Origin of the sequence: Nonomuraea sp. CA-141351 (assembly GCF_050944675.1) — a bacterium.
Classification (GTDB): Bacteria; Actinomycetota; Actinomycetes; order Streptosporangiales; family Streptosporangiaceae; genus Nonomuraea.
Window position 1 is genome coordinate 4,843,400 of sequence record NZ_CP191982.1, and the last position, 26,732, is coordinate 4,870,131.

The 26,732-nt window shown below is 69.4% G+C and carries 24 protein-coding genes; 18 read left to right on the forward strand and 6 right to left on the reverse strand.

Going from position 1 to position 26,732, the window contains the following annotated elements; all coding sequences use genetic code 11:
- Positions 1–7: 7 nt before the first annotated feature.
- Together ACQPWU_RS22855 and ACQPWU_RS22860 are read right to left on the reverse strand one after the other, a co-directional pair.
- Positions 8–652, reverse strand: a complete 645-nt coding sequence (locus ACQPWU_RS22855) for a DUF6069 family protein (protein WP_433443245.1) — start codon at positions 650–652, stop codon at positions 8–10.
- A 72-nt stretch (positions 653–724) separates the two neighbouring features.
- The gene (locus ACQPWU_RS22860) at positions 725–2,413 is read right to left on the reverse strand and encodes an HAL/PAL/TAL family ammonia-lyase (RefSeq protein ID WP_433443248.1); all 1,689 of its coding nucleotides are present in this window, start codon (positions 2,411–2,413) and stop codon (positions 725–727) included.
- 253 nt (positions 2,414–2,666) lie between these two features.
- Between ACQPWU_RS22860 and ACQPWU_RS22865 the strand changes: the two genes are divergently transcribed.
- The gene (locus ACQPWU_RS22865) at positions 2,667–4,031 is read left to right on the forward strand and encodes a sensor histidine kinase (RefSeq protein ID WP_433443251.1); all 1,365 of its coding nucleotides are present in this window, start codon (positions 2,667–2,669) and stop codon (positions 4,029–4,031) included.
- Here ACQPWU_RS22865 and ACQPWU_RS22870 read toward each other — a convergent pair.
- A complete protein-coding gene (locus ACQPWU_RS22870) occupies positions 3,967–4,902 on the reverse strand; it encodes a helix-turn-helix domain-containing protein (RefSeq protein WP_433443254.1) in 936 nt (311 codons plus the stop codon). The two genes, ACQPWU_RS22865 and ACQPWU_RS22870, sit on opposite strands and share 65 nt — an antisense overlap.
- A 72-nt stretch (positions 4,903–4,974) precedes the next feature.
- Here ACQPWU_RS22870 and ACQPWU_RS22875 point away from each other — a divergent pair, with 72 nt between their 5' ends.
- Positions 4,975–5,880, forward strand: coding sequence for a phytanoyl-CoA dioxygenase family protein (locus ACQPWU_RS22875; protein ID WP_433443256.1), 906 nt, complete (start codon positions 4,975–4,977; stop codon positions 5,878–5,880).
- Here ACQPWU_RS22875 and ACQPWU_RS22880 read toward each other — a convergent pair.
- On the reverse strand, positions 5,824–7,806 hold the full coding sequence (locus tag ACQPWU_RS22880) for an MGH1-like glycoside hydrolase domain-containing protein (RefSeq protein ID WP_433443259.1): 1,983 nt from the start codon (positions 7,804–7,806) through the stop codon (positions 5,824–5,826). The genes ACQPWU_RS22875 and ACQPWU_RS22880 overlap by 57 nt on opposite strands.
- 232 nt (positions 7,807–8,038) lie before the next feature.
- Between ACQPWU_RS22880 and ACQPWU_RS22885 the strand changes: the two genes are divergently transcribed.
- The 5 genes from ACQPWU_RS22885 to ACQPWU_RS22905 all read left to right on the forward strand — a co-directional run bounded on the left by ACQPWU_RS22885 (position 8,039) and on the right by ACQPWU_RS22905 (position 14,342).
- The gene (locus tag ACQPWU_RS22885) at positions 8,039–9,082 is read left to right on the forward strand and encodes a LacI family DNA-binding transcriptional regulator (RefSeq protein WP_433443262.1); all 1,044 of its coding nucleotides are present in this window, start codon (positions 8,039–8,041) and stop codon (positions 9,080–9,082) included.
- Positions 9,083–9,183: 101 nt separating this feature from the next.
- On the forward strand, positions 9,184–11,004 hold the full coding sequence (locus tag ACQPWU_RS22890; RefSeq protein WP_433443265.1) for an endo-1,4-beta-xylanase: 1,821 nt from the start codon (positions 9,184–9,186) through the stop codon (positions 11,002–11,004).
- 71 nt (positions 11,005–11,075) lie between these two features.
- Entirely contained in the window at positions 11,076–12,536 is a 1,461-nt protein-coding gene (locus ACQPWU_RS22895) for an extracellular solute-binding protein (RefSeq protein ID WP_433443268.1), read from the forward strand.
- Between the two features lie 4 nt (positions 12,537–12,540).
- The gene (locus ACQPWU_RS22900) at positions 12,541–13,521 is read left to right on the forward strand and encodes a carbohydrate ABC transporter permease (protein ID WP_433443270.1); all 981 of its coding nucleotides are present in this window, start codon (positions 12,541–12,543) and stop codon (positions 13,519–13,521) included.
- Positions 13,518–14,342 (forward strand): carbohydrate ABC transporter permease, encoded by an 825-nt coding sequence (locus ACQPWU_RS22905; protein WP_433443272.1) that lies wholly within the window; start codon positions 13,518–13,520, stop codon positions 14,340–14,342. Before ACQPWU_RS22900 ends, ACQPWU_RS22905 begins: the two co-directional genes overlap by 4 nt.
- A 27-nt stretch (positions 14,343–14,369) precedes the next feature.
- Here the strand turns inward: ACQPWU_RS22905 and ACQPWU_RS22910 are convergent, their stop codons facing one another.
- Positions 14,370–15,188 (reverse strand): phytanoyl-CoA dioxygenase family protein, encoded by an 819-nt coding sequence (locus tag ACQPWU_RS22910; protein ID WP_433443275.1) that lies wholly within the window; start codon positions 15,186–15,188, stop codon positions 14,370–14,372.
- Positions 15,189–15,268: 80 nt separating this feature from the next.
- Here ACQPWU_RS22910 and ACQPWU_RS22915 point away from each other — a divergent pair, with 80 nt between their 5' ends.
- Together ACQPWU_RS22915 and ACQPWU_RS22920 are read left to right on the forward strand one after the other, a co-directional pair.
- Positions 15,269–16,114: an AraC family transcriptional regulator gene (locus tag ACQPWU_RS22915; protein ID WP_433443278.1), complete on the forward strand. Its 846-nt coding sequence runs from the start codon at positions 15,269–15,271 to the stop codon at positions 16,112–16,114.
- Between the two features lie 32 nt (positions 16,115–16,146).
- Complete coding sequence (locus ACQPWU_RS22920) at positions 16,147–16,587, forward strand: hypothetical protein (RefSeq protein WP_433443281.1); 441 nt, start codon at positions 16,147–16,149, stop codon at positions 16,585–16,587.
- Positions 16,588–16,591: 4 nt separating this feature from the next.
- Here ACQPWU_RS22920 and ACQPWU_RS22925 read toward each other — a convergent pair whose 3' ends face one another.
- Entirely contained in the window at positions 16,592–17,233 is a 642-nt protein-coding gene (locus ACQPWU_RS22925) for a helix-turn-helix domain-containing protein (protein ID WP_433443283.1), read from the reverse strand.
- Between the two features lie 331 nt (positions 17,234–17,564).
- On the opposite strand from ACQPWU_RS22925, the gene ACQPWU_RS22930 reads away from it, so the two are divergent.
- From ACQPWU_RS22930 to ACQPWU_RS22970, 9 genes are all read left to right on the forward strand, one after another.
- Positions 17,565–18,605, forward strand: a complete 1,041-nt coding sequence (locus ACQPWU_RS22930) for a LacI family DNA-binding transcriptional regulator (RefSeq protein ID WP_433443285.1) — start codon at positions 17,565–17,567, stop codon at positions 18,603–18,605.
- Positions 18,602–19,540 carry a deoxyribose-phosphate aldolase gene (deoC, locus tag ACQPWU_RS22935; RefSeq protein WP_433443288.1) on the forward strand — a complete coding sequence of 313 codons (939 nt, stop codon included), beginning with the start codon at positions 18,602–18,604 and terminating at the stop codon, positions 19,538–19,540. Before ACQPWU_RS22930 ends, deoC begins: the two co-directional genes overlap by 4 nt.
- 3 nt (positions 19,541–19,543) lie before the next feature.
- On the forward strand, positions 19,544–20,968 hold the full coding sequence (locus ACQPWU_RS22940) for an aldehyde dehydrogenase family protein (RefSeq protein ID WP_433445271.1): 1,425 nt from the start codon (positions 19,544–19,546) through the stop codon (positions 20,966–20,968).
- Positions 20,961–21,782 carry an aldehyde dehydrogenase family protein gene (locus ACQPWU_RS22945; protein WP_433443291.1) on the forward strand — a complete coding sequence of 274 codons (822 nt, stop codon included), beginning with the start codon at positions 20,961–20,963 and terminating at the stop codon, positions 21,780–21,782. Before ACQPWU_RS22940 ends, ACQPWU_RS22945 begins: the two co-directional genes overlap by 8 nt.
- Before the next feature lie 77 nt (positions 21,783–21,859).
- Positions 21,860–22,801 (forward strand): ribokinase, encoded by a 942-nt coding sequence (locus tag ACQPWU_RS22950; protein WP_433443294.1) that lies wholly within the window; start codon positions 21,860–21,862, stop codon positions 22,799–22,801.
- Entirely contained in the window at positions 22,798–23,202 is a 405-nt protein-coding gene (gene rbsD / locus ACQPWU_RS22955; protein WP_433443296.1) for a D-ribose pyranase, read from the forward strand. Before ACQPWU_RS22950 ends, rbsD begins: the two co-directional genes overlap by 4 nt.
- A 13-nt stretch (positions 23,203–23,215) precedes the next feature.
- The gene (locus ACQPWU_RS22960) at positions 23,216–24,709 is read left to right on the forward strand and encodes a sugar ABC transporter ATP-binding protein (RefSeq protein ID WP_433443298.1); all 1,494 of its coding nucleotides are present in this window, start codon (positions 23,216–23,218) and stop codon (positions 24,707–24,709) included.
- Complete coding sequence (locus ACQPWU_RS22965) at positions 24,706–25,701, forward strand: ABC transporter permease (protein ID WP_433443301.1); 996 nt, start codon at positions 24,706–24,708, stop codon at positions 25,699–25,701. The genes ACQPWU_RS22960 and ACQPWU_RS22965 overlap by 4 nt, the downstream gene beginning before the upstream one ends.
- A gap of 11 nt (positions 25,702–25,712) precedes the next feature.
- Positions 25,713–26,714, forward strand: a complete 1,002-nt coding sequence (locus tag ACQPWU_RS22970; protein WP_433443304.1) for a substrate-binding domain-containing protein — start codon at positions 25,713–25,715, stop codon at positions 26,712–26,714.
- Positions 26,715–26,732 lie beyond the last annotated feature (18 nt).

Consider the following 26,732-nt stretch of genomic DNA (forward strand, 5'->3'; position numbering starts at 1 on the left):
CGCCCGATCAGTCGTACGGGTCGTAGTCCCGGCGCTCGTGTCGGCGCTGCTCGTAGTCACGCGGCCGCTGCTCGTGCCTCGGCTGCTCGTATCCACGAGGCTGCTCGTACCCGCCCCGAGGCTGCTCGTACCCGCGGGGCTGTTCGTACCCGCGGGGCTGCTCGTACGGGTACGGTCCCGGATCCGGCACCTCCTCGATGGCCGTACGCCCGATCGACGCCAGCAGCGAGAGGATGGCGATGCCGATGATCAGGTTGATGACGGCCGTGACGATCTGCGGGATGAGATCGGCGGAGTGCATGAACGGCAGGAACGTGATGATGACGGTGCAGAGCCCGCCGATCCAGCTGAAGAACTTGGTCGGCTCCGGGGTCGACAGCATCAGGATGTAGAGCAGCAGCGTGGCGACGAGCGCGACGACGGCGGCCGAGATCGCGTAACCGGTGGTCGCCGCGCTGCCGTAGGCGGTTGCCCCGTCGGGGGTGAGGACGCGGATGCCGAGGAGCTTCTTGCTGATCATGACTCCGACCACCACGATCAGTGCGGCCACCACGGCGGCGGCCACGCCGCCTCCCCACACTCGCGCTGGATTCACCCTGGGCCGGGCCCGTCCCGGGCGGGAGTCATAGCGATCATGGGAGGGGTATGACATGCGAATCACCCTTGTCGCGACTGCTGATCAGGCACTTCGAGAACCTTACACGCGCCGTCAAGAGCCTGTACGTCACCGGGCGACGGACGGCGTCAGGTACCCGTTGTGCACCAGCCAGATGGCCCGTTCCAAGTCAGGGGTCAGATAGCGATCCTCGCCCAGGGGCGCGATGTGCTTCCTGATCTCCGCCAGGAGGCTCTGCGTCGTCGTGCCGAGCGCCAAGCCGGACATCTTCTCCGCGATGAGGTCGATGCCCTGGGCCGCCATCAGGTACTGGACCGCCAGGACGATTTCCAGCCGGTCGAGGTTCTCGTGCAGGTGCCGGACGGAGGCCATCGCCATCGTGTTGTGGTCTTCCTGTCCGTCCTTGACCGGCCGGGACAGCGTCCCCGCCGGCGTGGCCCTGGCCTGCATCTCCGGGATCAGGGCCGCGGCGACCGTCTGCACCTGGACCATCCCGGAGTTCAGCCCGACAGTCCCGCCGGCGAGGTTCGCCGGCAGATCGTAACTCCACCTGGGGGACAGCAGCCGCCCTGACAGCTCCTGCGACAGCACCCCGATGTCGGTGATCTCCGCGTTCAGGGTGTCGGCGAGATGCCCCATGACGGAGCCGTCCCAGTTGCCGCCCATCACGAACTCGTACCCCGGGCCCTCTTTGCGTTTGAAGATCAGCGGGTTGGAGGTCGAGGAGTTGGCCTCCCGTACCAGAGCCTGGCGCGCGTCGTCGATCACGTGCCGCAACCCGGCCATGATGTGCGGCGCGGCCCGCACCGACACCGCGTCCTGGACCCGCGGGTGATAGTTCGCCGGATCGAGGCGCTCGCGGCCCTCCTCCGTCATCCAGCCAGAGCCCTCCACCATCGCGCGCAGCCGCGCGGCGACCGCGTTCTCCTCGGGGATGTGGCGTTCTTTGTGGGTACGTGCGTCGAGCGATCCCCGTTCGGCCCTGGTCGCCTCCATGAACAGGGCGAAGGCGCCCTCTGCCTGGTCAGCGAGCACGGTGGCCCGGTGCACGGCGTCCATCAGCGTGGCGGCCAGTACGGTGCTGCCGCTGATGATGGGCAGCGCTTCCCCGGCCTCGAAGGTGAAGTCCCTGGGCAGCCCGGCCTTCGGCAGCATCTCGGAGGCGGGGCCCTCTTCACCTCCATAACGCACGGGCGCGTCCTCGCCGAGCGCCGCCAGCCCCGCCGCCGCCTGCGGCTGCAGGTCCCCGGTGCCCAGAGAGCCGATCTGCGGCATCCGCGGCACGACCCCGGCGTTGACCATGGCCAGCAGACGCTGGGGCACCTCGGGCCGCACCCCGAACGTTCCTCTGGCCATCTGGTTCGCCTTGAGGATCAGGGCCAGCCTGACGACGTTGTCGGGCAGGGGCTCCCCGACGCCCGCGGCGTGGGAGCGCAGGACGTTGCGCTGGAACTGCTCCGCCTGCTCGGGGGAGAGCGGACGGTCCTTCAGCGGCCCGAGCGCCTGGTTCCAGCCGTACACCCGCTGGTCGTCCAGGGCCGCCAGCGCTCCGGCCCGCGTTCTGCTCATGTTCGCCTGCGCGGCCGCCGCGAGGTGCGCCGTCACGGGACGGCCCTCGAGGATCGCGAAGGCGTCCCGGAGGGAGAGCGAATCGCCGTCCAGCTCCAGGTCCAACACCGGCGGCGCCGTGACCGGTCCCGGCATCGCCACCCCTACGGGAGTGCCGACGGCCTGACCCGGCACGCACAGGGCGGCGAGCAGGCCCACGCCGGTTGCAATTCGTCCTACCTTGGTCATCAACTTGTCCCAACGGCCCTCAGTACGAAGATCAATTCCGCTGCCATCTAGCCACGGGACGGGGGAGCGCCAGGGACGGCGCGACACCGGCGGGACGAGTGCTGACGTGGTCTCGACCTGTCCTATGACGGGCGCTTACTCCACCATCAGCTCGATGCCTGCTCCGTAACGGTTGTCTGTCTTTGTCGGGGAATCTCCCTTGATTAGCGACGAACGCGACGAATGTGATCCCCTGAATGCCGGGGGAAGGCGCGTGAGCACACGTTTGCGCCGGTCGCTGCGTACACGGCTGGCACTTTTCGCCAGCATCGCCATGTTGCTGCTGAACATCGTCGTCAGCGCCTTCGTGCTGTACGCCCTCCGGAACGAGGTCGCCGATGCCGAGGCACAGGAAGTGTCCAGCAAGGCGCTGCGCGTGCTTCTCCTGGTCAAGCGGAACCAGCTTGCCCCGCGGGTGACCTCCGACGGCCTCGACGGCGTCCAAGTGGTCGACCCGGCCGGGCGCGTGGTCTCCTCGACGCCGAACCTGGCCGGCCTGCCCCCTCTCACGAGGGAGATCCCGCATCGGGACCACGCCAACGACGTCGCGGAGATCTGCGACCTGCGCGGATTCCCCGGCCGGTGCGAGATCGCGGTCGCCCTGCACGCGTACCAGCCGGACGGCGCATGGGTCATCTACGCCTTCGACCCGGCGGTGCCCTGGTACGTCAGCCCGAAAGTGATCATCTTTCAGATCTGCCTAATGATCTTGCTGGTGTCGTTGACCTGGTACGGCGTGTCACACGTCGTGGCCAGGACGCTCGCGCCCGTCGACAGCATCAGGAAGAAGCTGGCCGAGATCACCGCGGGCGGCGGCGGAATGCGCGTCCCCGTGCCGGAGAACGACGACGAGATCAGGGCACTGGCCGAGACCGCCAACCAGACGCTGGAACAGCTGGAGGCGGCGATGGAACAGCAGGAGACGGCGATAGAGCAGCAACGCAGGTTCGCCGGCGACGCCTCGCACGACCTGCGCAGCCCGATCACCGCGATGCGCACCCAGGTCGAGGGGGCCCTGCTCCATCCCGAGGACACCGACTGGCAGGCGACGGGCAACGAAGTGCTCACCAGCCTGGATCGGCTCCAGGCCATCGTCACCAACCTGCTCACGCTGACCAAGCTGGACGCGGGCGCCCCGGACCGCCGCGAACCCATGGACCTCGGCGAGCTGGCCGCCGCTGAGATCGCCAGGCCGCGCTCCAAACGTGTCATCCCCAACCTGCAGTCGGACGTGGTCGTCACGGGCGACCGGTTGCAGCTGGCCCGCCTGCTGACGAACCTGCTGGACAACGCCGAGCGGCACGCCGAGTCACACATCATCGTGACGGTTCGGCAGCAGGACGGTGAGGCCGTGCTGGAGGTACTCGACGACGGCGCGGGCATCGCGCACGACCAGCGCGAAATCGTCTTCCAGCGCTTCGCCCGCCTGGACGACTCGCGCAGCCGGGACGCGGGCGGCTCCGGACTCGGCCTGCCGATCGCCCGCGAGATCGCGAAGGCGCACCACGGCACGCTCACCATCGAGGACTCCCATACCGGCGCCCGCTTCGTCCTTCGCATGCCGGCCCAGGAGGACTGAGCCGGCCGCCGGCCACCTCGGGCCTCGGCGGTGCAGGATCCGACAGTTGGGTGACGCGGCGGTACTCGCGCGGTGTCATGCCCGTGTGGAACCGGAACGCGGTGGCGAAGTGCTGAGGTGAGGAGAAGCCCAGCTCGGCCGCGATCCACGTGATGCTCTGCCGGGTCTCGGCGAGCAGGGTCCTGGCCCGGCGGATCCTCAGGCGCGCCTGGTGGCGGGCGGGGCTCACACCGAGTTGGGCGGTGAAGAGCTCGGCCAGGTACGACGGCGAGAGCCCGGCCGCCCTGGCCAGTGCGGACAGGGGCAGGCGCTCGGCATAGCGGGTCTCCAGCAGGCGTAGGACGTGGGCCACGGCAGGGTGCAGGCGGAGCCGCCCGGTCGCGTCGCCCGGGGTGAGCAGCCGGGCCACCTCGACGAGCAGGTGCTGAGCGCTGGCCCGCAGCCCGGGGACGCGCAGCGCCCGCGTCGTGGTCACCTCACGCAGGAACGTCTCGAAGGGCGTGACGGCGGAGGCAGCGTCCGCCACGAAGGACGGCAACCGGTGCCAGGGGACCTCGGGCAGCAGGAGCGGCGCGTCGAAGGCGGCGAACATGAACTGCCAGACCGTGTCGGCGGGCCGGGTCATGTGGTGCGCCACGTGCGGGGACACGATCAGCAGCCCGTTTGGCGGCACCTCGTACTCGGCGTCGCCGATCCGCCACCTCGTCGGGGGGCCGTCCGTCTGGAGGTAGAGCTCCCACACCTCGTGGCGGTGCTCGGAGATGAGCCATGACGACGGGGCCCGCTGGTCTCCGGCGTGCACGAGCCCCGGCACGCCGGCCCCGGCGAGGTGGGCGTGGAAGCCCGCTCTCAGCCCGGCCGGGCGGATCACCCCGTGATCGTATACGTATTCGCCGCTCTGGTGAACGCCCGGCGACGGGCCTTGAACGTACCGTTCCGTACCATGATGGATCATCTGCTCCCCACAGACGAGGACGTGGCGTTCTACCGTGCCCACGGCTACTGGATCTCCGGGCCGATCGTGCCCGCGGGCGTGCTCGACGCCGCGGAGGCAGGCATGGCGCGGCTGTACGCGGGCGACACCGACCGGCCGCTGCCCGGCGTCCGGCCCCTCGGCGGCTGGCGGCCGGAGCACGGCGAGGGGCTGCGGAAGAACGACTACGCCTCGCTCGTCGTCGACGAACTGGCGGCGCTCGTCCGGTACCCGCTGATCGCCGCGTGCGCAACCCGGCTCAGCGGCGCGGGGGAGATCCGCCTCTGGCACGACCAGTTGCTCTACAAGCCGCCCGAGTCCGCGCTGCCCGAGGCGGGCGGTGTGAACGTGGGCTGGCACACCGACCGCCAGTACTGGCTGAGCTGCGAGAGCACGGAGATGCTCACCGCCTGGGTGCCCTTCCACGACGTCGGCGAGGCCGAGGGCGGGATCTCGTTCGTGGACGCGAGCCACCTGTGGCCGGACGACGTGGGGCTCGACTTCTTCGACTCCGACCTCTCGACCCTGGACCGGTTGCGCGGCTCGCGGCACGTCGAGGTGGTCGTGCCGGAGATCCCGCGCGGCGCGGTCAGCTTCCATCACTGCCGCACGGTCCACGGCAGCGGCCCCAACCTGAGCGGGCGGCCGCGCCGCTCGCTGGCCGTTCACCTCCAGCCGGGCGACAACCACCCCAGCCTCCGGACCCGGCACGGCAACGACGACCTCGTCCGTCGTGACCCCGAGGGCCGGCCCGACTACGCCGACCCCGCCGTGTGCCCGCGGCTCTGGCCGGTGCGGCCCGGCAACCCGGCACCGACGTCACTCGATCACCTCGCCGGCCTTCCGGGGACGGCCGTCGACGGTGACGACGCCTGAGGCGGTCGAGATGTCGATCGTGCGCCCCCGGTAGGTCAGACCGGTCAGCTCCACGTCCCCGTCGGGGAGCGCGGCAGGGACGACGACCAGGCTGCCGTCGAGCTGGAACCGCACGCCCGCGGCCCCGGTCAGGATCGCCTCCGCACCGGCCAGCCCGGCGACGATGTTGACCCGCCGCCCTGTGGGAGGCGCCGCCGGGCGGTCGCAGTAGTGCTCCTGGGGGTAGTACGGGAAGTGCCGCCCCATCCAGAGCAGTCGTCGCATGACATCCCAGGCGAGGGACGGCTCACCCTGCTCCCAGAGCGTCAGGGCCAGCTGCGGGCCTTCTCCCGTGTACGCACCGCCGCCTGACCAGTCGGTGTCGCCGAGCTCGTAGTGCAGCCGGTCGTCCGCGGCCACCGCGCTGACGCCGTAGGGCGCGAGGAAGGAGCCGTCACGCAGCCGCCCGAGCATGGCCTGGGCCATCTCCGGTGTGCAGGCGCCGTTCCGCATCGCGTCGAACGCCTGGACGTGCTGGACGAGCTCGGTGTGCCCGTCGGGGTAGCGGCAGCGGAACCAGCCCTCGCGCTCATCCCACAGTTCGCGGGCGATAGCGCCCCTGATGTCGCGGGCACGGGAGCGCAGGTCGTCGACCGGCAGCCGCGCGCCGGACACCTCGGCCAGCTCGGCCAGCCGGTCGAGGCACCAGGCGCGTTCGGCGTTGGGGCTGGCGACCACGTGCTCCCAGCCCGTGCTGCGCATCTCCAGCAGGTTGTACTGGCTGCCGTAGTCGCGCAGCACTCCCGCTGGGGTGAAGCGGGCGTCCAGACCCTCGACCAGGTCATGGAGCTGAGTCACCAGGGCGGGGGAGATGCCGAGGTGGGCGGCGACGGCGGTGGCGAGGGTGACCAGGGACCAGCCGCTGTACGCGTACGGGACGCCGAGGCCCGTGCCGTCGGGGGCGATGGCGTAGTGCCGGGTGAGATCCACCTTCATGATCGATTCGAGGACACCGGTGGTGTCGTCGCCGAGCATGAGAGTGAGCAGGTGCGGGGCGTACCCGCCGGTGTCCCACGCGTAGGCGCAGAGCGCCCCGCCGTCCACGCCGGACGTGGCCACGAAGGGCGAGGTGATGAAGCCGGGGTTGTCCCAGAGGCAGACCAGCCCGCTGGTCAGTGAGCCGCGCCAGTACGCCTCCAGCCCGGGGATGTCGCTGGACAGCCGCGGCACGCGCGCCAGGGCCCGGGCCAGCCGGTACTCCGACCGCACGGTCGCCTCGGCGGCCAGCTCCCGCGGCCGCCCGGACGGCATGCCTGCACCGGCGCGGACGGCCAGCGCGAACACCGTGGTACCGCCCGCCGGGACGTCCTGGCGGAGCCCCTCGTGGGAGAGCTCGACGCTGACGTCCCCGGCCTGCCAGGTCCACTGGCCCGTGCTCACGGCCTTCGGACCAGGGGTCGGCGGGACCCAGCCCCATTCGGCGAGCGGGACGCGACGGGGACCGCCGGGTTCGGCGCGCGGATGCAGGGCCACGGTGACGTCCCGTCCGGCCCGATTGGTGATCTCCACCTCCAGGACGAACCCCGCCTGGCCGTACAGCGGGGTGAGGGTGCTCTGGACCCGGAGCGAGGTCAGCTTCCCCTGGTGGCGGCGGTGGTAGGTGCCGTTCCTGACGATCCGGCCGGGCCGCCAGGAGCCACCCGAATAGAGCAGGCCCACCCCGGCCACGCCCGGCGCCGCGCCGTCAGCGATCCGGTGCCCGTCCACGTCCAGCTCGACGGCCAGCCGCGCGTCGGGTGCCGCGTACGGCGGCGCGAACCACCCGCCGGCCCCGCACACCGACCCCGGCGGAGCGTGGACCGTGGTCCAGCCGCTGGTGACCCAGGTGTCGCCGGGCGCCATGTTCTGGCGCAGGTCGAAGGCGAACTCGTCAACGGAATAAGGCATGCGTCAACCCCTTGCCTGAGGGTGGCTGGGTGGGAGATCTCTCCGAAGGGCACGGACGACCGGCGGTCCGGGCGCTCGTGACCGATGCTGACATCGGGCCGTATTCGTCGCAAGAGTTACGGCCGAGTTACTCCCGTTTTTCGTTCAGGTATTGCCATCGAACCGGTCCAGCGCTACGTTCCTGACAAGTGTTGGACCGGTTTGACAAAAGCCGGGCAGCTGAGGAACGTGCATGGAGAAAATCACGATCCGCGATATCGCACGCCTGGCCGGCGTATCGAAATCGACGGTGTCGCTGGTGATCAACAACAGCCCGCGGGTCGATCCGGCGACCCGGCGGCGCGTGCTGGCGGTCATCACGCGGCACAACTACGTGCCCAGTGCCACCGCGAGCGCGCTGGCGAAGGGACGGCCGCCGTTCATCGGCATGATCGTGCCCGGGCTGACGTGGCGGATGGTGGCCCCGCTGAACTTCGGAGTCGCCTCCGTCATCGAGCGCACGCCGTACGAGATCATCCTCTACACGAGCACCAACGACCACGACTACGGGCCGGTCATCGACCGCATGCTCGCCTCGGGACTGTCGGCCGGCGTCCTGGTCATCAGCCAGGACCAGACCATGAAACCGCTGCTCGACCTGCACGAGCAGGGAGTGCCCGTGGTCCTCATCAACACCCTCGGCTCCCGCCTCGACCTGCCGTCGGTCGAGGCCGACAACTACGAGGGCGCGTACGGCGCGGTCCGCCACCTGCTGGAGCTGGGCCACCGGCGGGTCGCCTCGCTGGCCGGACCGATGACGTACCCGTGCTGCCAGGACCGGCAGCGCGGTTACGAGGACGCGCTGACGGAGGCCGGAGTCCCGGTCGAGGTCTCGCTCACCCTGCAGAGCGGGTTCGAGCCACCCAGAGCCCGTGAGCTGGTGCGCGAGCTACTGGGTCGCGCCGACCGGCCGACGGCGGTGTTCGCGCACAACGACGTCACCGCCTACGCCGCCATGGAGGCCGCCGCCGACCGCGGCCTGCGGGTGCCCGAGGACCTGTCCGTGGTCGGATTCGACGACATACCGTCGTCGGCACACGTCAAGCCCGCCCTCACCACGGTCAGCCAGCCGTTCGAGGCGATGGGGGAGCACGCGGCCCGGATGCTGCTCGCCGCGATCTCCCCCGAGTCCGGCGAGGGCTCCGCTCCGGGCGAGCACGGCCCGCCGCCGCCCGCCCGCGTCCACCTGCCCACCACTCTCGTCGTCCGGGACAGCACGGGCCCCGCTCCCGGCTGACGCCTGCCGCCGGACGCACATTCACATCGACGAAGCAAAGACCGGCGCCCTCGGGGCACCGGTCGCGATCCCCCCTGCCCGTCGAAAGAGAGGACCCTGCCATGGGTCGCTTCACGAAGGCACGGCGCCGGCCGGCGTACGCCATTGCCTTGGCGCTGGTCGCGGCGCTGGGACCGGCGGCGCCCCCGGCCGCCGCGGACTCGCCGACCGAGATCATGCCGGCCGACGTCCTCGAATCGTTCACCCAGTTCACGGGGAGCCCGGCACCACAGACCAAGATCGTCGCCGTGCAGGGGCAGCCCGACTTCGACAAGGCGCTGCAGGTAACGGTGACCGGGCAACCGAGCACGTCCGGACTCGACGGCGAGTACTCGCTGGGCGTGGGCGCCCCATCCGCGCTGCCCACGGTCAAGGGCGAGGCGATGCTGGCCACCTTCTGGGCGCGGTCGGTCACGCCGACCGCGTACGGATCCGGCCTGGCCCACTTCGTGTTCGAGCAGAACGGCGGCGGCTACACCAAGTCCACCCAGGCGGCGATGAAGTTCGGATCCGTCTGGCAGCGGTTCCAGCTGCCGTTCCGGATGGCCGCCGACTACGCGGCCGGGCAGGTCCGCATCAACTTCTGGCTCGGCTACGGCCCGCAGGTGCTGCAGATCGCGGGTGTGTCGGTGCTCCGGTACGGACCCGGGACTCCAGCCGGCTGGCCGGCGTCCACCTATGCCGGTCGCGAATCGGCGGCGTCCTGGCGGGCGGCCGCCGACGACCGCATCGAACGGAACCGCAAGGGCAACCTCTACGTCAAGGTCGTCGACTCCCAGGGCCACCTCGTCCCCGGCGCCACCGTCCAGGCGGACATGACCGGGCACGCGTTCAAGTTCGGCTCGGCCGCCGACGGCGTGCGCCTGATGACCCAGAACACCGCGGGGCAGAAATACCGCGACACGCTGCTGGCCAACTTCAACCAGTTCACGCTCGGCAACAACCTCAAGTGGAACCACTGGGAGAACCTCACCGAGCGGAACACCTACACCCTTCCCGCACTCCAGTGGGGGCGCGACAACGGCCTGTTCGTCCGCGGGCACACCCTGATCTGGCCGTCGTGCGGGAACATGCCCTCCGACGTCTGCGGTCTCCGTGACGACCCCGCCGCGCTACGGAACAGGATCGACACCCACATCACCGACGAGGTGGGCACGCTCACCGGCAAGATCGACGAGTGGGACGTGGTCAACGAGCCGTACGCCAACCACGACGTGCAGAACGTGCTCGGCGACGGCGAGATCGACCGCTGGTTCCGGCTGACCCGGCAGGCCGACCCGGGCCCGAAGCTCTACCTCAACGACTACGACATCATCGAGGACAACGGCTGGGAGGTCCGCCACCAGGACCAGTTCTCGGCCCTGGTCCGCTCGCTGAAGGACGGCGGGGCGCCCATCGGCGGCATCGGCATCCAGGGACACTTCGCCGGCGAGCAGCTCACCCCTCCGGCGGACCTGGTCACGCTGATCAACAAGTTCGCCGGGATCGGCCTGCCCGTCGCGATCACCGAGTTCGACGTGGGCACCACCGACGAGCAGCTCCAGGCCGACTACACGCGTGACTTCCTCACCACGATGTTCAGCATGCCGCAAGTCACCGGGGTCAGCACCTTCGGGTTCTGGGAGGGCGACACCTGGGATCCCAAGAGAGCCCTGTTCCGGACCGACTACACGCCCAAGCCGAACGCCCTGGCCTGGCGCGACCTCATCTACGGCAAGTGGTGGACGAAGGCGTCGGCCACGACCGGGTCGACCGGATCGACCACGGTGCGCGGCTTCCTCGGCGACTACACCGTGAAGGTCACGGCCGGCGGCGTCACCAAGGAGGTCGCCGTCTCGATGCCGACCATCGCCGGCAAGGCGATCACGGTGGTCGTCGGCTGACACCAGCACATGGGGCCGGCTGACCTCGGCACATCCAGCCGGCCGGCCCCGGCACATCGAAAGGAAAGACCATGTCAGCCATTCAGCTCAGCCGCCGGCAACTCCTGCAGGCCGCCGTCGCCGCCGGCGGGGCCGCGTTCCTCGCCGGCTGCGGCGACTCCCCGCAGGACGCCGGCCCGGCGTCGGGCACCACGCTGGCGTACTGGGACTGGTACGTCAGCCAGGCGCCGTGGGTGGACAACGAGATCAAGCTCTTCCAGCAGGCCAACGGCAAGGCCACCATCAAGAAGACCACCCAGGTCACCGACAAGTACCTCGACCTCGTGGCGCTGGCGTTCCGCAGCGACACCGCCCCCGACGTCTTCCTGCTGCCCACGAAGCCGAAACTGGAGGTGCACGTCGGCGAGGGCTGGCTGATGCCCCTGGACAAGTGGGCCACCCCCGAGTGGCGGTCGAGGTTCCCCGGCAACAGCTTCGTCGAGGGCGTCAACATCTTCGGCGGCAAGGTCTACTCCGCGCCCTTCAGCGGCCTGGCGCCGGCGTTACAGCTCTACATCCACAACGGGGTCTTCAAGGAGGCCGGCCTGACCAACCCCGACGGGACGGTCCTCATCCCGAAGACGTGGGACGACATCACCCGCGCCGCCGAGGCGATCACCAGCAAGAGCGGCGGCAAGGTCTTCGGGCTCGGCTTCGGCAACGCGCAGAAGGGGGCCCTGCCGTGGCTGATCGAGCTGTTCTGCCGGGGCGCCGGTTCGCCCGGGGGCACGCAGTCGGTCGACTACCGTACGGGCAGATGGACGTACGGCACCGACCGCAACTACGCCGACTTCCTCGCCCTCCTCCTCGACTGGAAGAACCGAGGCTTCATCTACCCCAACTCGATGAGCATCTCGGACGAGCAGGCCAGGGCGTTCTTCTCGAAGGGCCGGTTCGGCATGATCGTCGGCGGCGTGTGGAACCAGGCGCCCTGGGAGGAGGCCGGCTTCAAGGACTACAGCCTCATGACGCTCCCGTCGCCGAGCGGCACCCCGCAGGGCTTCTTCTACGGAGCCCCAGGCAGCTACCTGATGGGCATCTCGGCCAAGGCCAAGAACCCGGACCAGGCGTGGGCCTGGCTCGACTGGTTCTACAGCCGCGAGGCCGGCAAGCGCTGGGTGCAGGGCGGCTACGGCCTGTCGGTCTACCCGGAGAACAACGATCCGGCCGGCGTGAGCTCGCCGACGTTCAAGCAGTACGTGGCCATGGCGAGCACGGCACTCGTCGGCCCGGTGCCCGCGATCCGCAATCCGGAGATCGCCAAGGTGGAGGTGGCGCCGGTCCAGCCGGACCTCCCGGACGTCGCGGCGGGCATCTACACCGGCCAGCTCAAGGACGCGCCCAAGGCGCTCAAGGAACTCGAGGACCGTCTCAACGGCGCCCTGAGCGACGCCGTGTCGAAGGCCCGCGGGCAGGGGCTCAAGGTCAGCATGGACGACTATGTGTTCGCTGACTGGGACATCGCCAAGTCGTACACGACCAAGCGCGGATGACGTGATGACGGACATCCAACTGGTCGGCCGGCCCCGTGCGCTGATCGCGGGAAAGGCGTCCCGCCTGCGGCAGCGGATCGCCGCGGCGCGCTGGTCGTACCTGTACGTCCTGCCGATGCTGGTGCTGTTGCTGGCCTTCGTGATCTATCCCATCGTCGCGTCGCTCGGCTACACCTTCTACCGGTGGGACGGGATCGGCGAGCCCGGCGACTTCGTCGGGCTCGCCAACTTCTCCCGGGTGCTGACGGACTCCATCTTCTGGGGAGCCCTGCGCAACACGTTCTTCTACGTGCTGGCCGTGGTGCCCGTCCAGCTCGTTCTGGCGCTCGCGCTCGCTCTGGTGCTGAACAATCGCCGGCTGTGCGCCAGGACCTTTTACCGGACGCTCTTCTTTCTTCCGGTGGTGACGTCGGCCGCGGTCGTCGGCGTGGTCGTCCAGCTGCTTTTCTCCAATTTCGGCGACGTCGTCAACGACGTGCTGATGTCGCTCGGCCTGACAAATGAATATGTCGACTGGCTCGGCGACCCGAATTTCGCGATGATCATCATCATCGGGGTCGGGATCTGGCACACGCTGGGCTACAACCTGGTGTATTTCCTGGCCGGTCTGCAGACGATCCCCGACGAGCTGTACGAGGCGGCGCGGCTCGACGGCGCGGGCGCCTTCGCGAGCTTCCGCTACATCACCGTGCCCATGCTCAGGTCGGTGGGGGTCGTCATCGTGCTGCTGTCGGTCATCGGCTCGTTCCAGGTCTTCGACCTCGTGCAGGTGCTCACCAACGGCGGGCCGTACTACGCCACCGAGGTCGTGAACACCTACATCTACCACCTGGCGTTCGGCGGGTTCGGCGGCTCCACCGTCGAGCGGGACGTCGGCCTCGCCTCGGCGGCCTCGTTCTTCTACGGGGTGCTGCTCATCGTCTTCGCCGTGGCCCAGGCCCTCTTCCTGCGGGTGCTGGTCAAGCGCAGGGGAGGCCGCGCATGACCCGGCGCGCGCCGTGGATGACGCACGTGCTCCTCCTCGCCGGCGGGATCGCCTGGCTCTACCCGTTCCTCTGGACCTTGGGCAGCTCGCTGAAGAGCACCGACGAGTTCTTCGGCCGCGGCCTGAACCCGTTGCCCGGCACGCCGCTGTGGTCGAACTACGGGCAGGCCTGGCAGGGGGCGTCCTTCGGGCAGTACTTCCTCAACACGCTCACCATCACGGTCTGCACGGTGATCATCACATTGCTCGTCACCGCCATGGCCGGCTACACGCTGGCCCGCACCGAGTTCCCCGGCAAGGGGCTGGTCCTGGTCGCGGTGGCGGGGACGGTGTTCCTGCCCCACGGGTACACCATCATCCCGATCTTCGACATCATGGACGCGCTCGGCCTGCTCAACAGCCTCTGGTCGATCATCATCGTGCAGTCCGCCGGCGGGATCGTCTTCGGCACCTTCCTGTTCATGGGCTACTTCCGGGCGATCGACCGTTCGCTCGAGGACGCCGCCCGGGTGGACGGGGCCAACTTCCACCAGGTCTTCTGGCGGATCATGCTGCCGCTGTCCGGGCCGATGCTGGCGACGGTCGGCCTGTTCACCGCCATCTCGGCGTGGAACAGCTTCTTCATCCCGCTCGTGTTCACCCTCGCCCGTCCCGAACTACGCACCCTGGGCGTCGGGATGTACGCCTTCATCGGCGAGAACTCCACCGACTGGACGCTGCTGTGCGCCGGCTCCGTCATCACGCTCGCCCCCATCATCGCCATCTTCCTGGTGCTGCAGAGGTTCTTCGTGAACGGGCTCGCCGGCGCCGTCAAGCAGTGACAGAGTCGTTCGCCGGCGGAGAGCCGGTCACCCCGCCCGATACAGAACGGGATTGAGCGGGGTGTCCGGAACGGCTCCCACCTCGGCCCCGGGCAGCCACGCGCTCAGGTCGGCCCGCTGGTTGCCGTTGACCGGCCGGGAGACCGTGATGTCGGCGTCCATGTAGATCACGGTCATGACCCTGCGCGGGATGTCCGACCGGTTCGGCGCGGCGTGGTGGAACGTCCACCCGAGGTGATAGCTGACCTCGCCGAGCCGGTACGGCGTCTCGACGTGCGGGAAGTCCCGCGCGGCGAGCGCCTGCTGCAGCTCTCGCTCGGACTCGTCGCTGATGGGCAGGTCACGGCCGTACTCGAAACGATGGCTGCCGGCGGCGAAGGCCAGCGGCCCCATCTCGGCAGGCGTCTCCTGCAGGGGGATCCAGACCGTCACGGTGCGGTCGGTGGCCAGGGGCCAGTAGTACTGATCGGCGTGCCAGGGGGTGAACCCGCCGCCCGGCTCCTTGTACAGCGCCTGGTCGTGATAGAGCCGGACGCCGTCGACGCCGAGCAGTTCGGCCGCGATGCGGGCCAGGCGCGGGGAGAGGACGAGCTCGCGGACCAGGTCGCTGTGCCGCCACAGGTTGGTGACCTGGAGGAACGCCTTGCCGTACGTGTCGCGTTCGGCGAGGGACAGGTGCTGGGTGTTCAGCTCGATGACCTTCGAGGTGATCTCGGGTTCGTACGCCGCGATAGTCCCGGCGTCCAGCACGCCGGGCAGCTTCACGAAGCCGTTGTCGTTGAAGTGACGCAGTGCGGCGGCGTCGAGGTCGTAGCGGGACTCGAGATCGTGGTGAGTGACCGTCATGCGATCAGCCTCGCCGCATCCTCGCTTTCGGGCCACACAGCGGATGACCGATTCCGATACTTTCATGACGACGGAGCACCGTGCGCGCGATCTACGAGCACATCGAGGCCACCTCCCAGCTCTCCTGGAAGCTGTACGTGCGGCAGGCGTCGCACTTTCGCTTCGCCTGGCACTTCCACCGCGAATTCGAACTGACCCTGATCACCCGTGGCACCGGCACCAGATTCGTGGGCGACTGCGTCGAGGAGTACGGTCCCGGCGACCTGACCCTGATCGGCCCTCAGATGCCGCACACGTACCAGTCGATGCCCGGCCACGGCCGGCACGAGGCGATCGTCGCCCAGTTCCGCCGGGACTTCCTGGGGCGGGACTTCTTCGACCGCCCCGAGTTCGCGGGCGTGGCGTCGCTGCTCGAACGCTCGGCGCGGGGGCTGAGCTTTCCTCCACACGCCGTGGACCTCGGCGCGTTCGGCGCGATGCCACCGCCCGAGCGGACCCTCGCGCTGATCGACGCGCTCGTCCGGCTGTCACGCTGCGCGGAGGCGCGCCCGCTGGCGGGTGACCAGCACATCCCAGTGCTGAACGGATCCACGCGGGACCGCATCGACGCGATCGTACGGCTGCTCAACGAGGAGTACGCCGGGCCGGTCACCCTGGAAGCCGTCGCCCGCGCCGCCCACCTGGCCCCGGCCTCGGCCAGCCGGTTCTTCCGCCGCACCACCGGCACCACGATCACCGGCTACCTCAACATGCTGCGGGTCGACGCCGCGTGCCGGCTGTTGAGGGAGACCGACCGCTCCATCTCCGGCATCGCCGCCGACTGCGGTTATTCCAACCTGTCCAACTTCAACCGCCGCTTCCGGGAGCTGAAGGGCATGTCGCCCCGCGAGTACCGGTCGCGCTGGCAGAACAGGAAATCGGATTGATCGGGACATGCGGCGGATGTGACCATCCTCAGATGGAAGAACAGGAACTGCAGCGGATAGAGGCGAACGTCAGCCTCGCCATCGATCAGCTCGGGCCCCTGAGTGACGTGAACTTCGGTCTCAACCAGGAGTCCGTCGAGTGGGTCGAGGGCTTCATCGAGCGCTGGCGTTCCCGGCCGGACTTCGACCTGGAGCAGGTCGGCGGTCTGGTCGGCGTGCTCGGCTCGTTCCTGGGCGCATGCATCGCCGACGCCACGGGCGGCGGCTGGCACAGGTCGGACGATGACGGGTGGGGCGTGCTCCTTCCCGACGGCAGCAGGGCCTTCCCGTTCGCGAAGGTGCGCAAGCAGTTCCGCGACGGGGTGGAAGGAGGCGAATCGATCGCCTCCTTCTACCGGATCGCGGTGGACTTCATCGCCACGGGGAAGCTGCGGGAGGCACGTGAGGGCGGCGCCGGCCCGCACGCGACGTGAGCGGTCACTGCTCCGTGCACTTGGCTGACGCCACGTCGGCGAAGTAGGCCCGGAGCAGCCTGTGGCCCTGCTCGATCATGGCGGGGTCGCCCTCCCGGGAGGCGGCGAAGGCGAGCTGGAGGGCGGCCGCCGTGGCCTGGATGGCCAGCCGCATGACGCGATAGGGGTCGGGCAGCGGCGGCAGCCCGGCTTCCTTCAGCGCGAAGTGGTAGAGCCGTTCGGCCAGCACGTCCCCGCTCTCCTTCACGGTGCCGGGCGGCAGGAACGACGATCCGCCGGGCCGGGTGTCGGCGAAGTCGACCACGGTGAAGCCGGGGACGGTCCTGCGCATCTCGACCGTCTCCGTCAAGACGAGCTCCGCCGCACGCGGCCAGGTGAGGTCGTCCTCCTCGGCCATGCGGCGGCGCAGCCGTACCAGCAGCAGTTCGAGATTGCGCAGCGCCAGCTCGCGCAGCATGCCGGACTTGCCGTCGAAGAACTGGTAGATGGTGCCGCCGGGCACCCGGGCGCTCCTGGCCACGTCGGCCGTGGTGAGTGCGTCGAGGCCCACCTCGTCCAGAAGGCGGGCGCAGGCGTCGAGGATGCGTTCGACCCTGTCGATGCTGCGCTTCTGGACCGGCCGCCGCCGGAGGCCTGGATTGTTCACGGATCAGTCTTAACATAACGTTCTAACGTGACACGCTCTCATGTTTCCCTCGAGAGGACACACATGGACGACGTGTGCCCCACGCCCGTCGAACGGGAAACCGCCGGCTGGGCGGAGGAGGCCCGCAACCGCTGGTAGATCGCCGGCTTCAGCGTCTTACGCGGGCCTGGAGCTACTGATAACGGTTTCAGTAGGCCATGCTCGGGCATGAGGTCAGCATGACCTTGAGTTGGGGAAATGCTGAACGTGTAACGAGTTGGAAACATGCCATTGACACTCCGCGGTCGCTTACTGCCATCATCGCTGACATCGATTTCAGTTTGGAGCTCACGTGGTCACCATCCATGACGTGGCAGCTCGGGCGGGGGTTTCTCCCGCCACGGTCTCGCGCTTCCTGCGGGGCCAGCGGGTGCGCTCGCACGAGGCGGTTCAGGCCGCCATCGACGAGCTGGGCTACTGGCCGAGTGCCGCGGCGCAGTCGCTGAAGTCCGGACGCACCAACACGATCGGCGTCGTCGTCCCGGACATCACGAACCCCTACTTCGCCGCGGTGGTCAAGGGCATGGAGTCCGTCACGCGTACGGAGCCCTACCGCATCCTGCTCGCCAACAGCGACGAGAGCAGCGAGCAGGAGGACGACGTGCTGGCGGACATGGTGCGCAGGGTCGACGGCGTCATCCTCGCCCCCGCCACCGAGCAGGACGAGACCCCGCTGCACGTCCACGACGCCGACGTGCCCCTGGTGTTCGTGGACCGCGATCTGGCCGGCGGCGAACGGTTCGACGCCGTGCTGGTCGACAACGACGGCGGTGGCAGGCAGGCGGCCGAGCACCTGCTCGCCCTCGGGCACACCCGGGTGGCCGCGATCAGCGGCACCCTGGACACCACCCCGGGGCGGCTGCGGCGCGAGGGGTTCGTCGGGACGCTCGCCAAGGCGGGCATCGAGGTGCCGCCCGAGTACGACCTGGTCGGCGACTTCAAGGAGCACAGCGGCTACCAGCTCACGATGTCCCTGCTGTCGCTTCCCGAGCCGCCCACCGCCATCTTCGCCGCCAACAACCTCATGACGTTGGGCGTGCTCAAGGCGCTGCACGACATGCGGATCGACATCCCCGGCCAGATCAGCCTGATCGGCTTCGACGATCTGGACACCGGTCCACTGCTCCGGCCGCCGCTGACCGTCATCGACCGGCCGATGTTCGAGCAGGGCGTGCTCGCCATGCGGCTGCTGCTGCGCCGGCTGGACCCCGACGAGAGCGGCGGCGGCGCCAGCCGCATCGTCCTGGACACCAAGCTGATCGAGCGTGCCTCCACCGCCCCGCCGGGCGGGCGGCCGGCCCCCTCACGCACGAGAAAGACCCGATCGCGATGAGCGTTGTGACTACCTCGCTCGCGGACGTGACCTCTTCGGAGACGGCGTTGCGAGCTTTCCTGCATGGCCTGCCCGGGGTTGACCGGGTCGGCGCGGACCAGCGGGCGGCGATGCTGGGCACCCGTTCGATCAAGACGACGGCCAAGGCGCAGGCGATTGACCTGGCCATCTCGATGGTCGATCTGACCACTCTGGAAGGAGCCGACACGGCCGGCAAGGTGCGGGCGATGTGCGCCAAGGCCGTCCATCCCGGTGGCGGCGCCCCTCACGTGGCGGCCGTGTGCGTGTATCCCGATCTGGTGTCGGTGGCGGTCGAGGCGTTGGGCGGGTCGGGGGTCAAGGTGGCCTCGGTGGCCACCGCGTTCCCCAGCGGGCGTTCCTCGCTGGAGGTGAAGGTGAGCGAGACCGCGCTGGCGGTGGCGGCGGGCGCTGATGAGATCGACATGGTGATCGATCGGGGCGCGTTCTTGTCCGGCCGCTATCTGAAGGTGGTGGAGGAGATCGTCGCGGTCAAGGCCGCCTGCGGGGACGCGCACCTGAAGGTGATCTTGGAGACGGGTGAGCTGGCCACCTACGACAACGTGCGGCGGGCGTCCTGGCTGGCGATGCTGGCGGGCGCGGACTTCATCAAGACCTCGACGGGTAAGGTGTCGCCGGCGGCGACCCCGCCGGTGACGTTGATCATGCTGGAGGCGGTGCGGGACTTCCGCGCGGTGACGGGCCGGCAGGTGGGGGTCAAGCCGGCGGGCGGGATCCGTACGACCAAGGACGCCATCAAGAACCTGGTGCTGGTGCATGAGACGGCCGGCGATGACTGGCTGTCTGCGGACTGGTTCCGGCTGGGTGCCTCCTCGTTGCTGAACGATCTGCTGATGCAGCGGCAGAAGCTGGCCACCGGCCGGTATGCCGGTCCCGACTACTTCACTCTGGACTAGGTGATGGCGATCTTCGAGTACGCGCCCGCGCCCGAGTCGCGCGACATTGTCGATGTCAAGCCGTCGTACGGGCTGTTCATCGACGGCGAGTTCACCGATGGGACGGGCACGCCGTTCAAGACGATCAACCCGGCGACTGAGGAGACGCTGGCTGAGGTGGCCACCGCCTCGGCTGATGACGTGGATCGGGCGGTGCGGGCGGCGCGTAAGGCGTTCGGGGTGTGGAGCGCGCTGCCGGGGGCGGAGCGGGCCAAGTACCTGTTCCGGATCGCGCGGATCATTCAGGAGCGGGCGCGGGAGTTGGCGGTGCTGGAGTCGCTGGACAACGGCAAGCCGATCCGTGAGTCGCGGGATGTGGATGTGCCGTTGGTGGCGGCGCATTTCTTCTACTACGCCGGCTGGGCGGACAAGCTGGAGTACGCGGGGTTCGGTACCAGGGCGTTGGGGGTGGCGGGGCAGGTCATTCCGTGGAACTTCCCGCTGCTGATGCTGGCCTGGAAGATCGCGCCGGCGTTGGCGTGCGGGAACACGGTGGTGCTCAAGCCGGCCGAGACGACGCCGTTGACGGCGTTGTTGTTCGCCGACATCTGCCGGCAGGCTGATCTGCCGGCGGGGGTGGTGAATATCGTGACCGGGGCGGGGGAGAGCGGCGCGGCGGTGGTGGGCCACCCGGATGTGGACAAGGTGGCTTTCACCGGTTCGACCGAGGTGGGGCGGGTCATCGCCCGGGCGGTGGCCGGTACCGGTAAGAAGCTGACGTTGGAGCTGGGTGGCAAGGCGGCCAACATCGTGTTCGCCGATGCCGCGATCGATCAGGCGGTGGAGGGGATCGTCAATGGGATCTTCTTCAATCAGGGGCATGTGTGCTGTGCGGGGTCGCGGCTGCTGGTGCAGGAGTCGGTGCAGGAGGAGTTGCTGGTCGCGTTGAAGCGCCGGCTGGCGAGGTTGCGGGTGGGTGATCCGCTGGACAAGAACACCGATGTGGGGGCGATCAACTCGGCTGAGCAGCTGGCGAAGATCCGGCAGTTGTCGCAGATCGGGGAGTCGGAGGGGGCCGAGCGGTGGTCGCCGGTGTGTGAGTTGCCGGAGCGGGGGTTCTGGTTCCCGCCGACGATCTTCACGGGGGTGGCGCAGTCGCACACCATCGCCCGGGATGAGATTTTCGGGCCGGTGTTGTCGGTGCTGACGTTCCGTACGCCGGCTGAGGCGGTGGAGAAGGCCAACAACACCCCGTACGGGTTGTCGGCCGGGATCTGGACGGAGAAGGGCTCGCGCATCTTGTGGATGGCCGACAAGCTGCGGGCGGGGGTCGTGTGGGCCAACACATTCAACAAGTTCGACCCCACCTCGCCCTTCGGCGGTTACAAGGAATCCGGCTACGGCCGCGAGGGCGGGTTGCACGGGTTGGAGGCTTACCTCGATGTCTGATCGACGTGTGACCGTGCGCAAGACGTACAAGCTGTTCATCGGTGGAGCGTTCCCGCGCTCGGAGAGCGGGAGGTCCTACCCCGTGACGAGAACGGAGCACGCCGCCAGGGCTTCACGTAAGGACGCCCGCGACGCGGTGGTGGCCGCGCGCAAGGCGTTCCCCGGCTGGTCGGGCGCCACCGCCTACAACCGGGGCCAGATCCTCTACCGCGTCGCCGAGATGCTGGAGGGGCGGCGCGGGCAGTTCGCCGAGGAGTTGGGCGGCGGCAAGAAGGCGGCGCTCGAGCAGGTGGACGCCACGGTGGACCGGCTGGTCTGGTACGCGGGCTGGGCAGACAAGATCGCCGCAGTGCGTGGATCGGCCAACCCGGTCGCGGGCCCGTACTTCAACCTGTCCTCCCCGGAACCGGCCGGAGTGGTCGCGGTCGTCGCGCCCGCCGACCCCCTCCTCGGCCTCGTCTCCGCCGTCGCACCCGTGATCGTCACCGGCAACACCTGTGTGGTGCTCGCCTCCGAGCGGGCGCCGCTGCCCGCGATCACGTTCGCCGAAGGGCTGGCCACCTCCGACCTGCCGGGCGGCGTCGTGAACATCCTCACCGGGCACCAGGCCGAGCTGGCCCCGTGGCTGGCGGCGCACATGGACGTCAACGGGCTCGACCTCACCGGCGTGGGAGCCCCCGAGCTGGCGCTGGCCTGCGAGCAGGCGGCGGCCGAGAACTTCAAGCGCGTGCTCACAGCAGAGAAGGACCAAGGAACGAGACGCATGACCGCGTTCATGGAGACCAAGACGGTCTGGCACCCCGCCGGGATCTGATCGACCCCGCACCCGCAAGGACACGGCACATGGGCCGTGCCCTCGGGTCCCCCATCCCCAAATCTGGAGGAACCCCCATGGAACCCACCGGTGTTCTCGTCGTCGGGAGCATCACCGCGGACGTCACGGCGTTCAGCCAGCGGCTGCCGCGGCGCGGTGAGACCGTGCTCGGCGACGACTTCACCCTCGTACTCGGCGGCAAGGGCGCGAACCAGGCCGTGTCCGCGGCCCACTCGGGCGCGCCGACCTGGATGGCCGCCTGCGTGGGCCAGGACCCGTTCCGCGACATCGTGCTGTCCGGCCTGGAGACGCACGGCGTCACGCTCACCGAGGTCCGCACGGTCGAGGGCCGCACGGGCGTGGCCCATATCCGCGTGGACGCGTCGGGCGAGAACGACATCGTCATCACGCCGCTCGCCAACACCTCCCTCGACGAGGCGATGGTCACCGAGAGCATCGAGCGCGTCCGCGACCGGGTCGGCGTCCTGCTGCTCCAGCTCGAGATCCGGACGGACGTCGCCTGCCACGCGGCGCGGGCGGGCGCGGCGGCCGGGCTGACGGTGGTCCTGGACCCGGCGCCCGCCCAGGAACTGCCGGACGAGGTGTGGCCGTACCTCGACATCGTGACCCCGAACGAGAGCGAGGCCACCGTGCTGACCGGCGTGCAGGTCACGGACCTGGAGTCGGCGGAGCGGGCGGCGGCCTGGTTCCTGGAGCGCGGCGTGGGCCACGCGATCATCACTCTCGGCTCGGGTGGTGCCCTGTCGGTCACGAAGGAGCGCACCCGCCACTTCCCCGCGTACGCCGTGACGCCCGTGGACACCACGGCCGCCGGCGACGCGTTCACCGGTTTCTTCGGCGGTGCTCTCGCCGCCGGGCTCGACGTGGACACCGCCATCCAGTACGGCATGGCGGCCGGTGCCCTGGCCACCACCAAGGCGGGAGCCAGCCCCTCACTGCCCAGCAGGGAAGAGGTCGAGCCATTGATCAACACCTCTATGGAAGGAGCCACCCGATGAGGCGCAACCAGGGAACGCTCAACGCCCAGCTCGCCCGCGTGATCTCCGAGCTCGGCCACACGGACACGATCGTCGTCACCGACGCGGGCCTCCCCATCCCGCGGGACGTGGAACGGGTGGACCTGGCCGTCAGGGAGAACCTGCCCCGATTCCTCGACCTGCTGGACGCGGTGCTCGACGAGGTGGCCGTGGAGGGCGTGCTGCTGGCCGAGGAGATCAAGCAGCACAGCCCCGGCATGCTGGGGGCGATCAAGGAGCGGTTCGACCGGCTGGGCCTGACCCTGGAGTTCGTGCCGCACACCGAGTTCAAGCAGGCCACCGCCGGGGCCAGGGCGGCCGTGCGCTCCGGCGAGTTCACCCCCTACGCCAACGTCCTGCTCACCGCGGGCGTCGTGTACTGATCGGGAGCCTGGCATGCATCTCCAGCTTGCCGATGTGCGCAAGTCCTTCGGCGACAACAGCGTCCTGCGGGGCGTCAGCTTCGATGTGGGTCCCGGTGAGATCGTGGCGCTCGTCGGGGAGAACGGGGCGGGCAAGTCCACGCTCACCCGGGTGATCTCCGGCGCGCACCAGCCCGACTCGGGACGGCTGCTGATCGACGGGACCGCGACGGTGTTCAAGGACCCGCAGGCCGCGATGGCGCAGGGTATCGAGGTCATCTACCAGGAGTTCCAGCAGAACCTGTTCCCGCACCTCAGCGTGGCCGAGAACATGTACGTGCTGGACCGCGAGCGCGTCTTCGGCCGCCTGTTCGTCTCCAAGCAGCGCATGGCCGCCGAGGCCAGGCAGGCGCTGCGCCGCCTGGGCATGGAGATCGACGTGCACCGCCAGGTCAGCGAGCTGAGCGTGGCCGAGCGGCAGATGCTCGAGATCGCCAAGGCCATGACGCACGAGTTGCGGCTGATCATCCTCGACGAGCCGACCGCGGCCCTCGACGAGCAGGAGTCCGAGCAGCTCTTCGCCCAGGTGAGCCGGCTGCGCGAGGCCGGCGTCTCGGTGATCTACATCAGCCACCGGCTGGACGAGGTCTTCGCCCTGTCGGACCGCATCGTCGTGCTGCGCGACGGCCGGGTCACGCTCGACGCCCCCACTGAGCGGCTCACCCCGGCCAAGGTCGTCACCGCGATGGTCGGCGACGCCGTGGACGACTTCTACCCCAAGGAGCGCAACGCCGGAGACGAGGTCGTGCTGGAGGTGCGCGCCGGGTCCGGCGCCCGCTTCCACGACATCGATCTCCAGGTCAGGGCCGGCGAGGTGGTCGGCATCGGTGGCGTGGTCGGCTGCGGGCGCAGCGACCTGCTGCGCGCGCTGTTCGGCCTGCAGCCGCTGACCGGCGGCTCCGTGCTCGTGGACGGCTCCGGCGTACGCGTCGCGAGCGTCCAGGACGCGATCGGCAGCCGGATCGCCTACCTCTCGCCCGACCGGCAGGCGGAGGGCCTGTGCATGGGCCAGTCGGTCGAGTCGAACGTGTCGCTGGCCTCGCTGCGCGAGTTCAGCTCCGGGAGCGGTGTCGTACGGCGCGGCAAGGAACGCGCGGCCACCGGCGCGGTCATCTCGGAGCTGCGGGTGCGCGCCGCCTCCCCGTCCATCGCGGTCAGCTCGCTGTCCGGCGGCAACCAGCAGAAGGCCCTGTTCGCCAAGTGGGTGATGACCAAACCGCGGGTGCTGCTCATGGACGAGCCGACCCGGGGCGTGGACGTCGGGGCCAAGACCGAGATCTACCGGATCATCAACCAGCTCACCGCGGACGGCGTCGCCGTCCTGCTCGTGAGCTCCGACCTGCCGGAACTCGTCGCCATGTCCGACCGCGTGGTCGTGATGCGCGAGGGACGGCTCGTCGCCGAGCTGACCGGCGACGACCTCGACGAGCAGTCCATCCTCAAGCACGCACTGGTAGGTGCCGCATGACCTCGAAGCTCAAGATCGTCGCGGCCCGGCTGCGCGCGGTGTGGATGCTCCTCCTGGTAGGGATCGTCCTCTCGGTGGCCTCGCCGGTCTTCCTCACCCCGACGAACCTGCTCAACGTCGCGCTCGCGACCTCCGTGGCCGCGCTGCTCGCGGCCGGGCAGACGTACGTGATCATCCTGGCCGAGATCGACCTGTCCGTGGGGTCGGCGCTCGGCTTCTCCGCCGTCGTCACCGCCCTGACCCTCGGCACGTACGGCCTGATCCCCGCGCTGGCCGCGGGACTGGCGACCGGCGCGGCCATCGGGCTGGTCAACGGCCTGCTCGTGACCAGGACGCGGATGCCGTCGTTCATCGCGACGCTGGCCACGATGTCGGTGTTCGCCGGGCTCACCCTGCACCTCACCTCGGGCAACCCCATCGCGGTGACGGACTACGACTTCCAGGGGATCGGGCAGGCCAGGTTCGCGGGCGTGCCCGTGCCGGTGTGGATCATGCTGGTGGCGTTCGGTGTCTTCGGGTTCGTCCTGGCGCGCACCCGCTTCGGCCGGTACGTCTACGCCACCGGTGACAACGTCGAGGCCGCGCGGCTGTCCGGCATCAGGGTCCACCGCGTCAAGATCCTCGCCTTCGTCATCAGCGGGGTGCTGGCGTCCCTGGCGGGGTTCATCATCACCGCCCGGCTGTCCACGGCACAGCCCACCGCGGGCGCCGGCCTGGAACTGGACGCGATCGCGGCCGTCATCATCGGCGGCACCAGCCTGGCCGGCGGCCGCGGCACCCTGCTCGGCACTCTCGTCGGAGCGCTCGTCCTCGGCGTCATCGACAACGGGATGAACCTGCTCGACGTCTCCCCCTTCCTCCAGGACGTGGTGAAGGGCCTGGTCATCCTCCTGGCCGTCTTCCTCGACCGCAACGTGGACGTCCTGCGCCGGCTCGTGCCACGCAGGGCCGATTCCCCCGTACGCACCCCAGAACTCGCCCAGCACATCTAAAGGAAAGATCCATGCGCACTCCCCGCAAACTCGTCGCCGTCGCGATCCTGGCCGCCGTCTCCCTGACCGCCTGCAGCCGGGGCGGCGAGGAGACGTCCACGGGCGCCACGCAGGCGTCCGGCAAGAAGGACGCCACGATCATCATGAGCACGCTCGGCAACCCGTTCTTCATCAGCGTGAAGGACGGCGCCGAGGCACAGGCCGCCAAGAGCGGCATCACCCTGAACGTGCAGAACGCCGACAACTCCGACGCCACCTTCCTCAACCAGGCGACGACCGCCATCTCCAAGCAGACCGGGATCCTCATCCTCGACCCGGTGGGCAGCCAGTCCGCCAGCAGCTCCGTCACCCAGGCGAACTCGGCGAGCATCCCCGTGATGGCGTTCGACCGCAAGCCGTCCGGCGGCAAGCTCGCCACGTTCGTCGGCTACGACGCCGTCCAGGCAGGCAAGAACGCGGCCGACGCGCTGGCCGAGGCCGTCGGCGGCAAGGGCAAGGTCGTCGAGATCCAGGGCATCCTCGGCACCAACGTGGCCCAGGACCGCAGCAAGGGCTTCCAGCAGCAGATCGCCACCCACAAGGACATCAAGGTCGTCGCCACGCAGGCGGCCGACTTCGACCGGGCCAAGGCCCTGAACGTGATGACGAACGTGCTGCAGGCCAACCCCGACATCGACGGCGTGTACGCGGCCAACGACGAGATGGCCATGGGCGTGCTGTCCGCGCTCAAGGCCCGCAACCTGGTGGGCAAGGTCAAGGTCGTCGGCAACGACGGCATCGCCGACGCGCTGGCCGCCGTCTCCGCGGGCGAGATGTACGCCACGAACGCCGAGTCGCCGTTCGCGCTCGGGCAGAAGGTGGTCTCTCTGGCCGCCGACGTCCTGGGAGGCAAGCAGGTGCAGGCCGACGAGACGCTGCAGGGCAAGCTGGTCAAGAAGGACAACGTGAAGGAGTACGCGGACTACCTCGTCGGCCTCGGCGACAAGTCCGGCGTTCCGGACAGCCTCAAGTAGGGATGACGGCCTGCTCGG

Bases quoted from the DNA above. Each gene is read 5' to 3' on its own strand.
- ACQPWU_RS22890 (WP_433443265.1), top strand. From the start codon at position 9,184: ATGGGTCGCTTCACGAAGGCACGGCGCCGGCCGGCGTACGCCATTGCC.
- deoC (WP_433443288.1), top strand. From the start codon at position 18,602: ATGAGCGTTGTGACTACCTCGCTCGCGGACGTGACCTCTTCGGAGACG.
- ACQPWU_RS22960 (WP_433443298.1), top strand. From the start codon at position 23,216: ATGCATCTCCAGCTTGCCGATGTGCGCAAGTCCTTCGGCGACAACAGC.
- ACQPWU_RS22880 (WP_433443259.1), bottom strand. From the start codon at position 7,806: ATGCCTTATTCCGTTGACGAGTTCGCCTTCGACCTGCGCCAGAACATG.
- ACQPWU_RS22905 (WP_433443272.1), top strand. From the start codon at position 13,518: ATGACCCGGCGCGCGCCGTGGATGACGCACGTGCTCCTCCTCGCCGGC.
- ACQPWU_RS22895 (WP_433443268.1), top strand. From the start codon at position 11,076: ATGTCAGCCATTCAGCTCAGCCGCCGGCAACTCCTGCAGGCCGCCGTC.
- ACQPWU_RS22950 (WP_433443294.1), top strand. From the start codon at position 21,860: ATGGAACCCACCGGTGTTCTCGTCGTCGGGAGCATCACCGCGGACGTC.
- ACQPWU_RS22970 (WP_433443304.1), top strand. From the start codon at position 25,713: ATGCGCACTCCCCGCAAACTCGTCGCCGTCGCGATCCTGGCCGCCGTC.
- ACQPWU_RS22910 (WP_433443275.1), bottom strand. From the start codon at position 15,188: ATGACGGTCACTCACCACGATCTCGAGTCCCGCTACGACCTCGACGCC.
- ACQPWU_RS22965 (WP_433443301.1), top strand. From the start codon at position 24,706: ATGACCTCGAAGCTCAAGATCGTCGCGGCCCGGCTGCGCGCGGTGTGG.
- ACQPWU_RS22875 (WP_433443256.1), top strand. From the start codon at position 4,975: ATGATGGATCATCTGCTCCCCACAGACGAGGACGTGGCGTTCTACCGT.
- ACQPWU_RS22900 (WP_433443270.1), top strand. From the start codon at position 12,541: ATGACGGACATCCAACTGGTCGGCCGGCCCCGTGCGCTGATCGCGGGA.
- ACQPWU_RS22945 (WP_433443291.1), top strand. From the start codon at position 20,961: ATGTCTGATCGACGTGTGACCGTGCGCAAGACGTACAAGCTGTTCATC.
- ACQPWU_RS22885 (WP_433443262.1), top strand. From the start codon at position 8,039: ATGGAGAAAATCACGATCCGCGATATCGCACGCCTGGCCGGCGTATCG.
- rbsD (WP_433443296.1), top strand. From the start codon at position 22,798: ATGAGGCGCAACCAGGGAACGCTCAACGCCCAGCTCGCCCGCGTGATC.
- ACQPWU_RS22920 (WP_433443281.1), top strand. From the start codon at position 16,147: ATGGAAGAACAGGAACTGCAGCGGATAGAGGCGAACGTCAGCCTCGCC.
- ACQPWU_RS22860 (WP_433443248.1), bottom strand. From the start codon at position 2,413: ATGACCAAGGTAGGACGAATTGCAACCGGCGTGGGCCTGCTCGCCGCC.
- ACQPWU_RS22855 (WP_433443245.1), bottom strand. From the start codon at position 652: ATGTCATACCCCTCCCATGATCGCTATGACTCCCGCCCGGGACGGGCC.
- ACQPWU_RS22940 (WP_433445271.1), top strand. From the start codon at position 19,544: ATGGCGATCTTCGAGTACGCGCCCGCGCCCGAGTCGCGCGACATTGTC.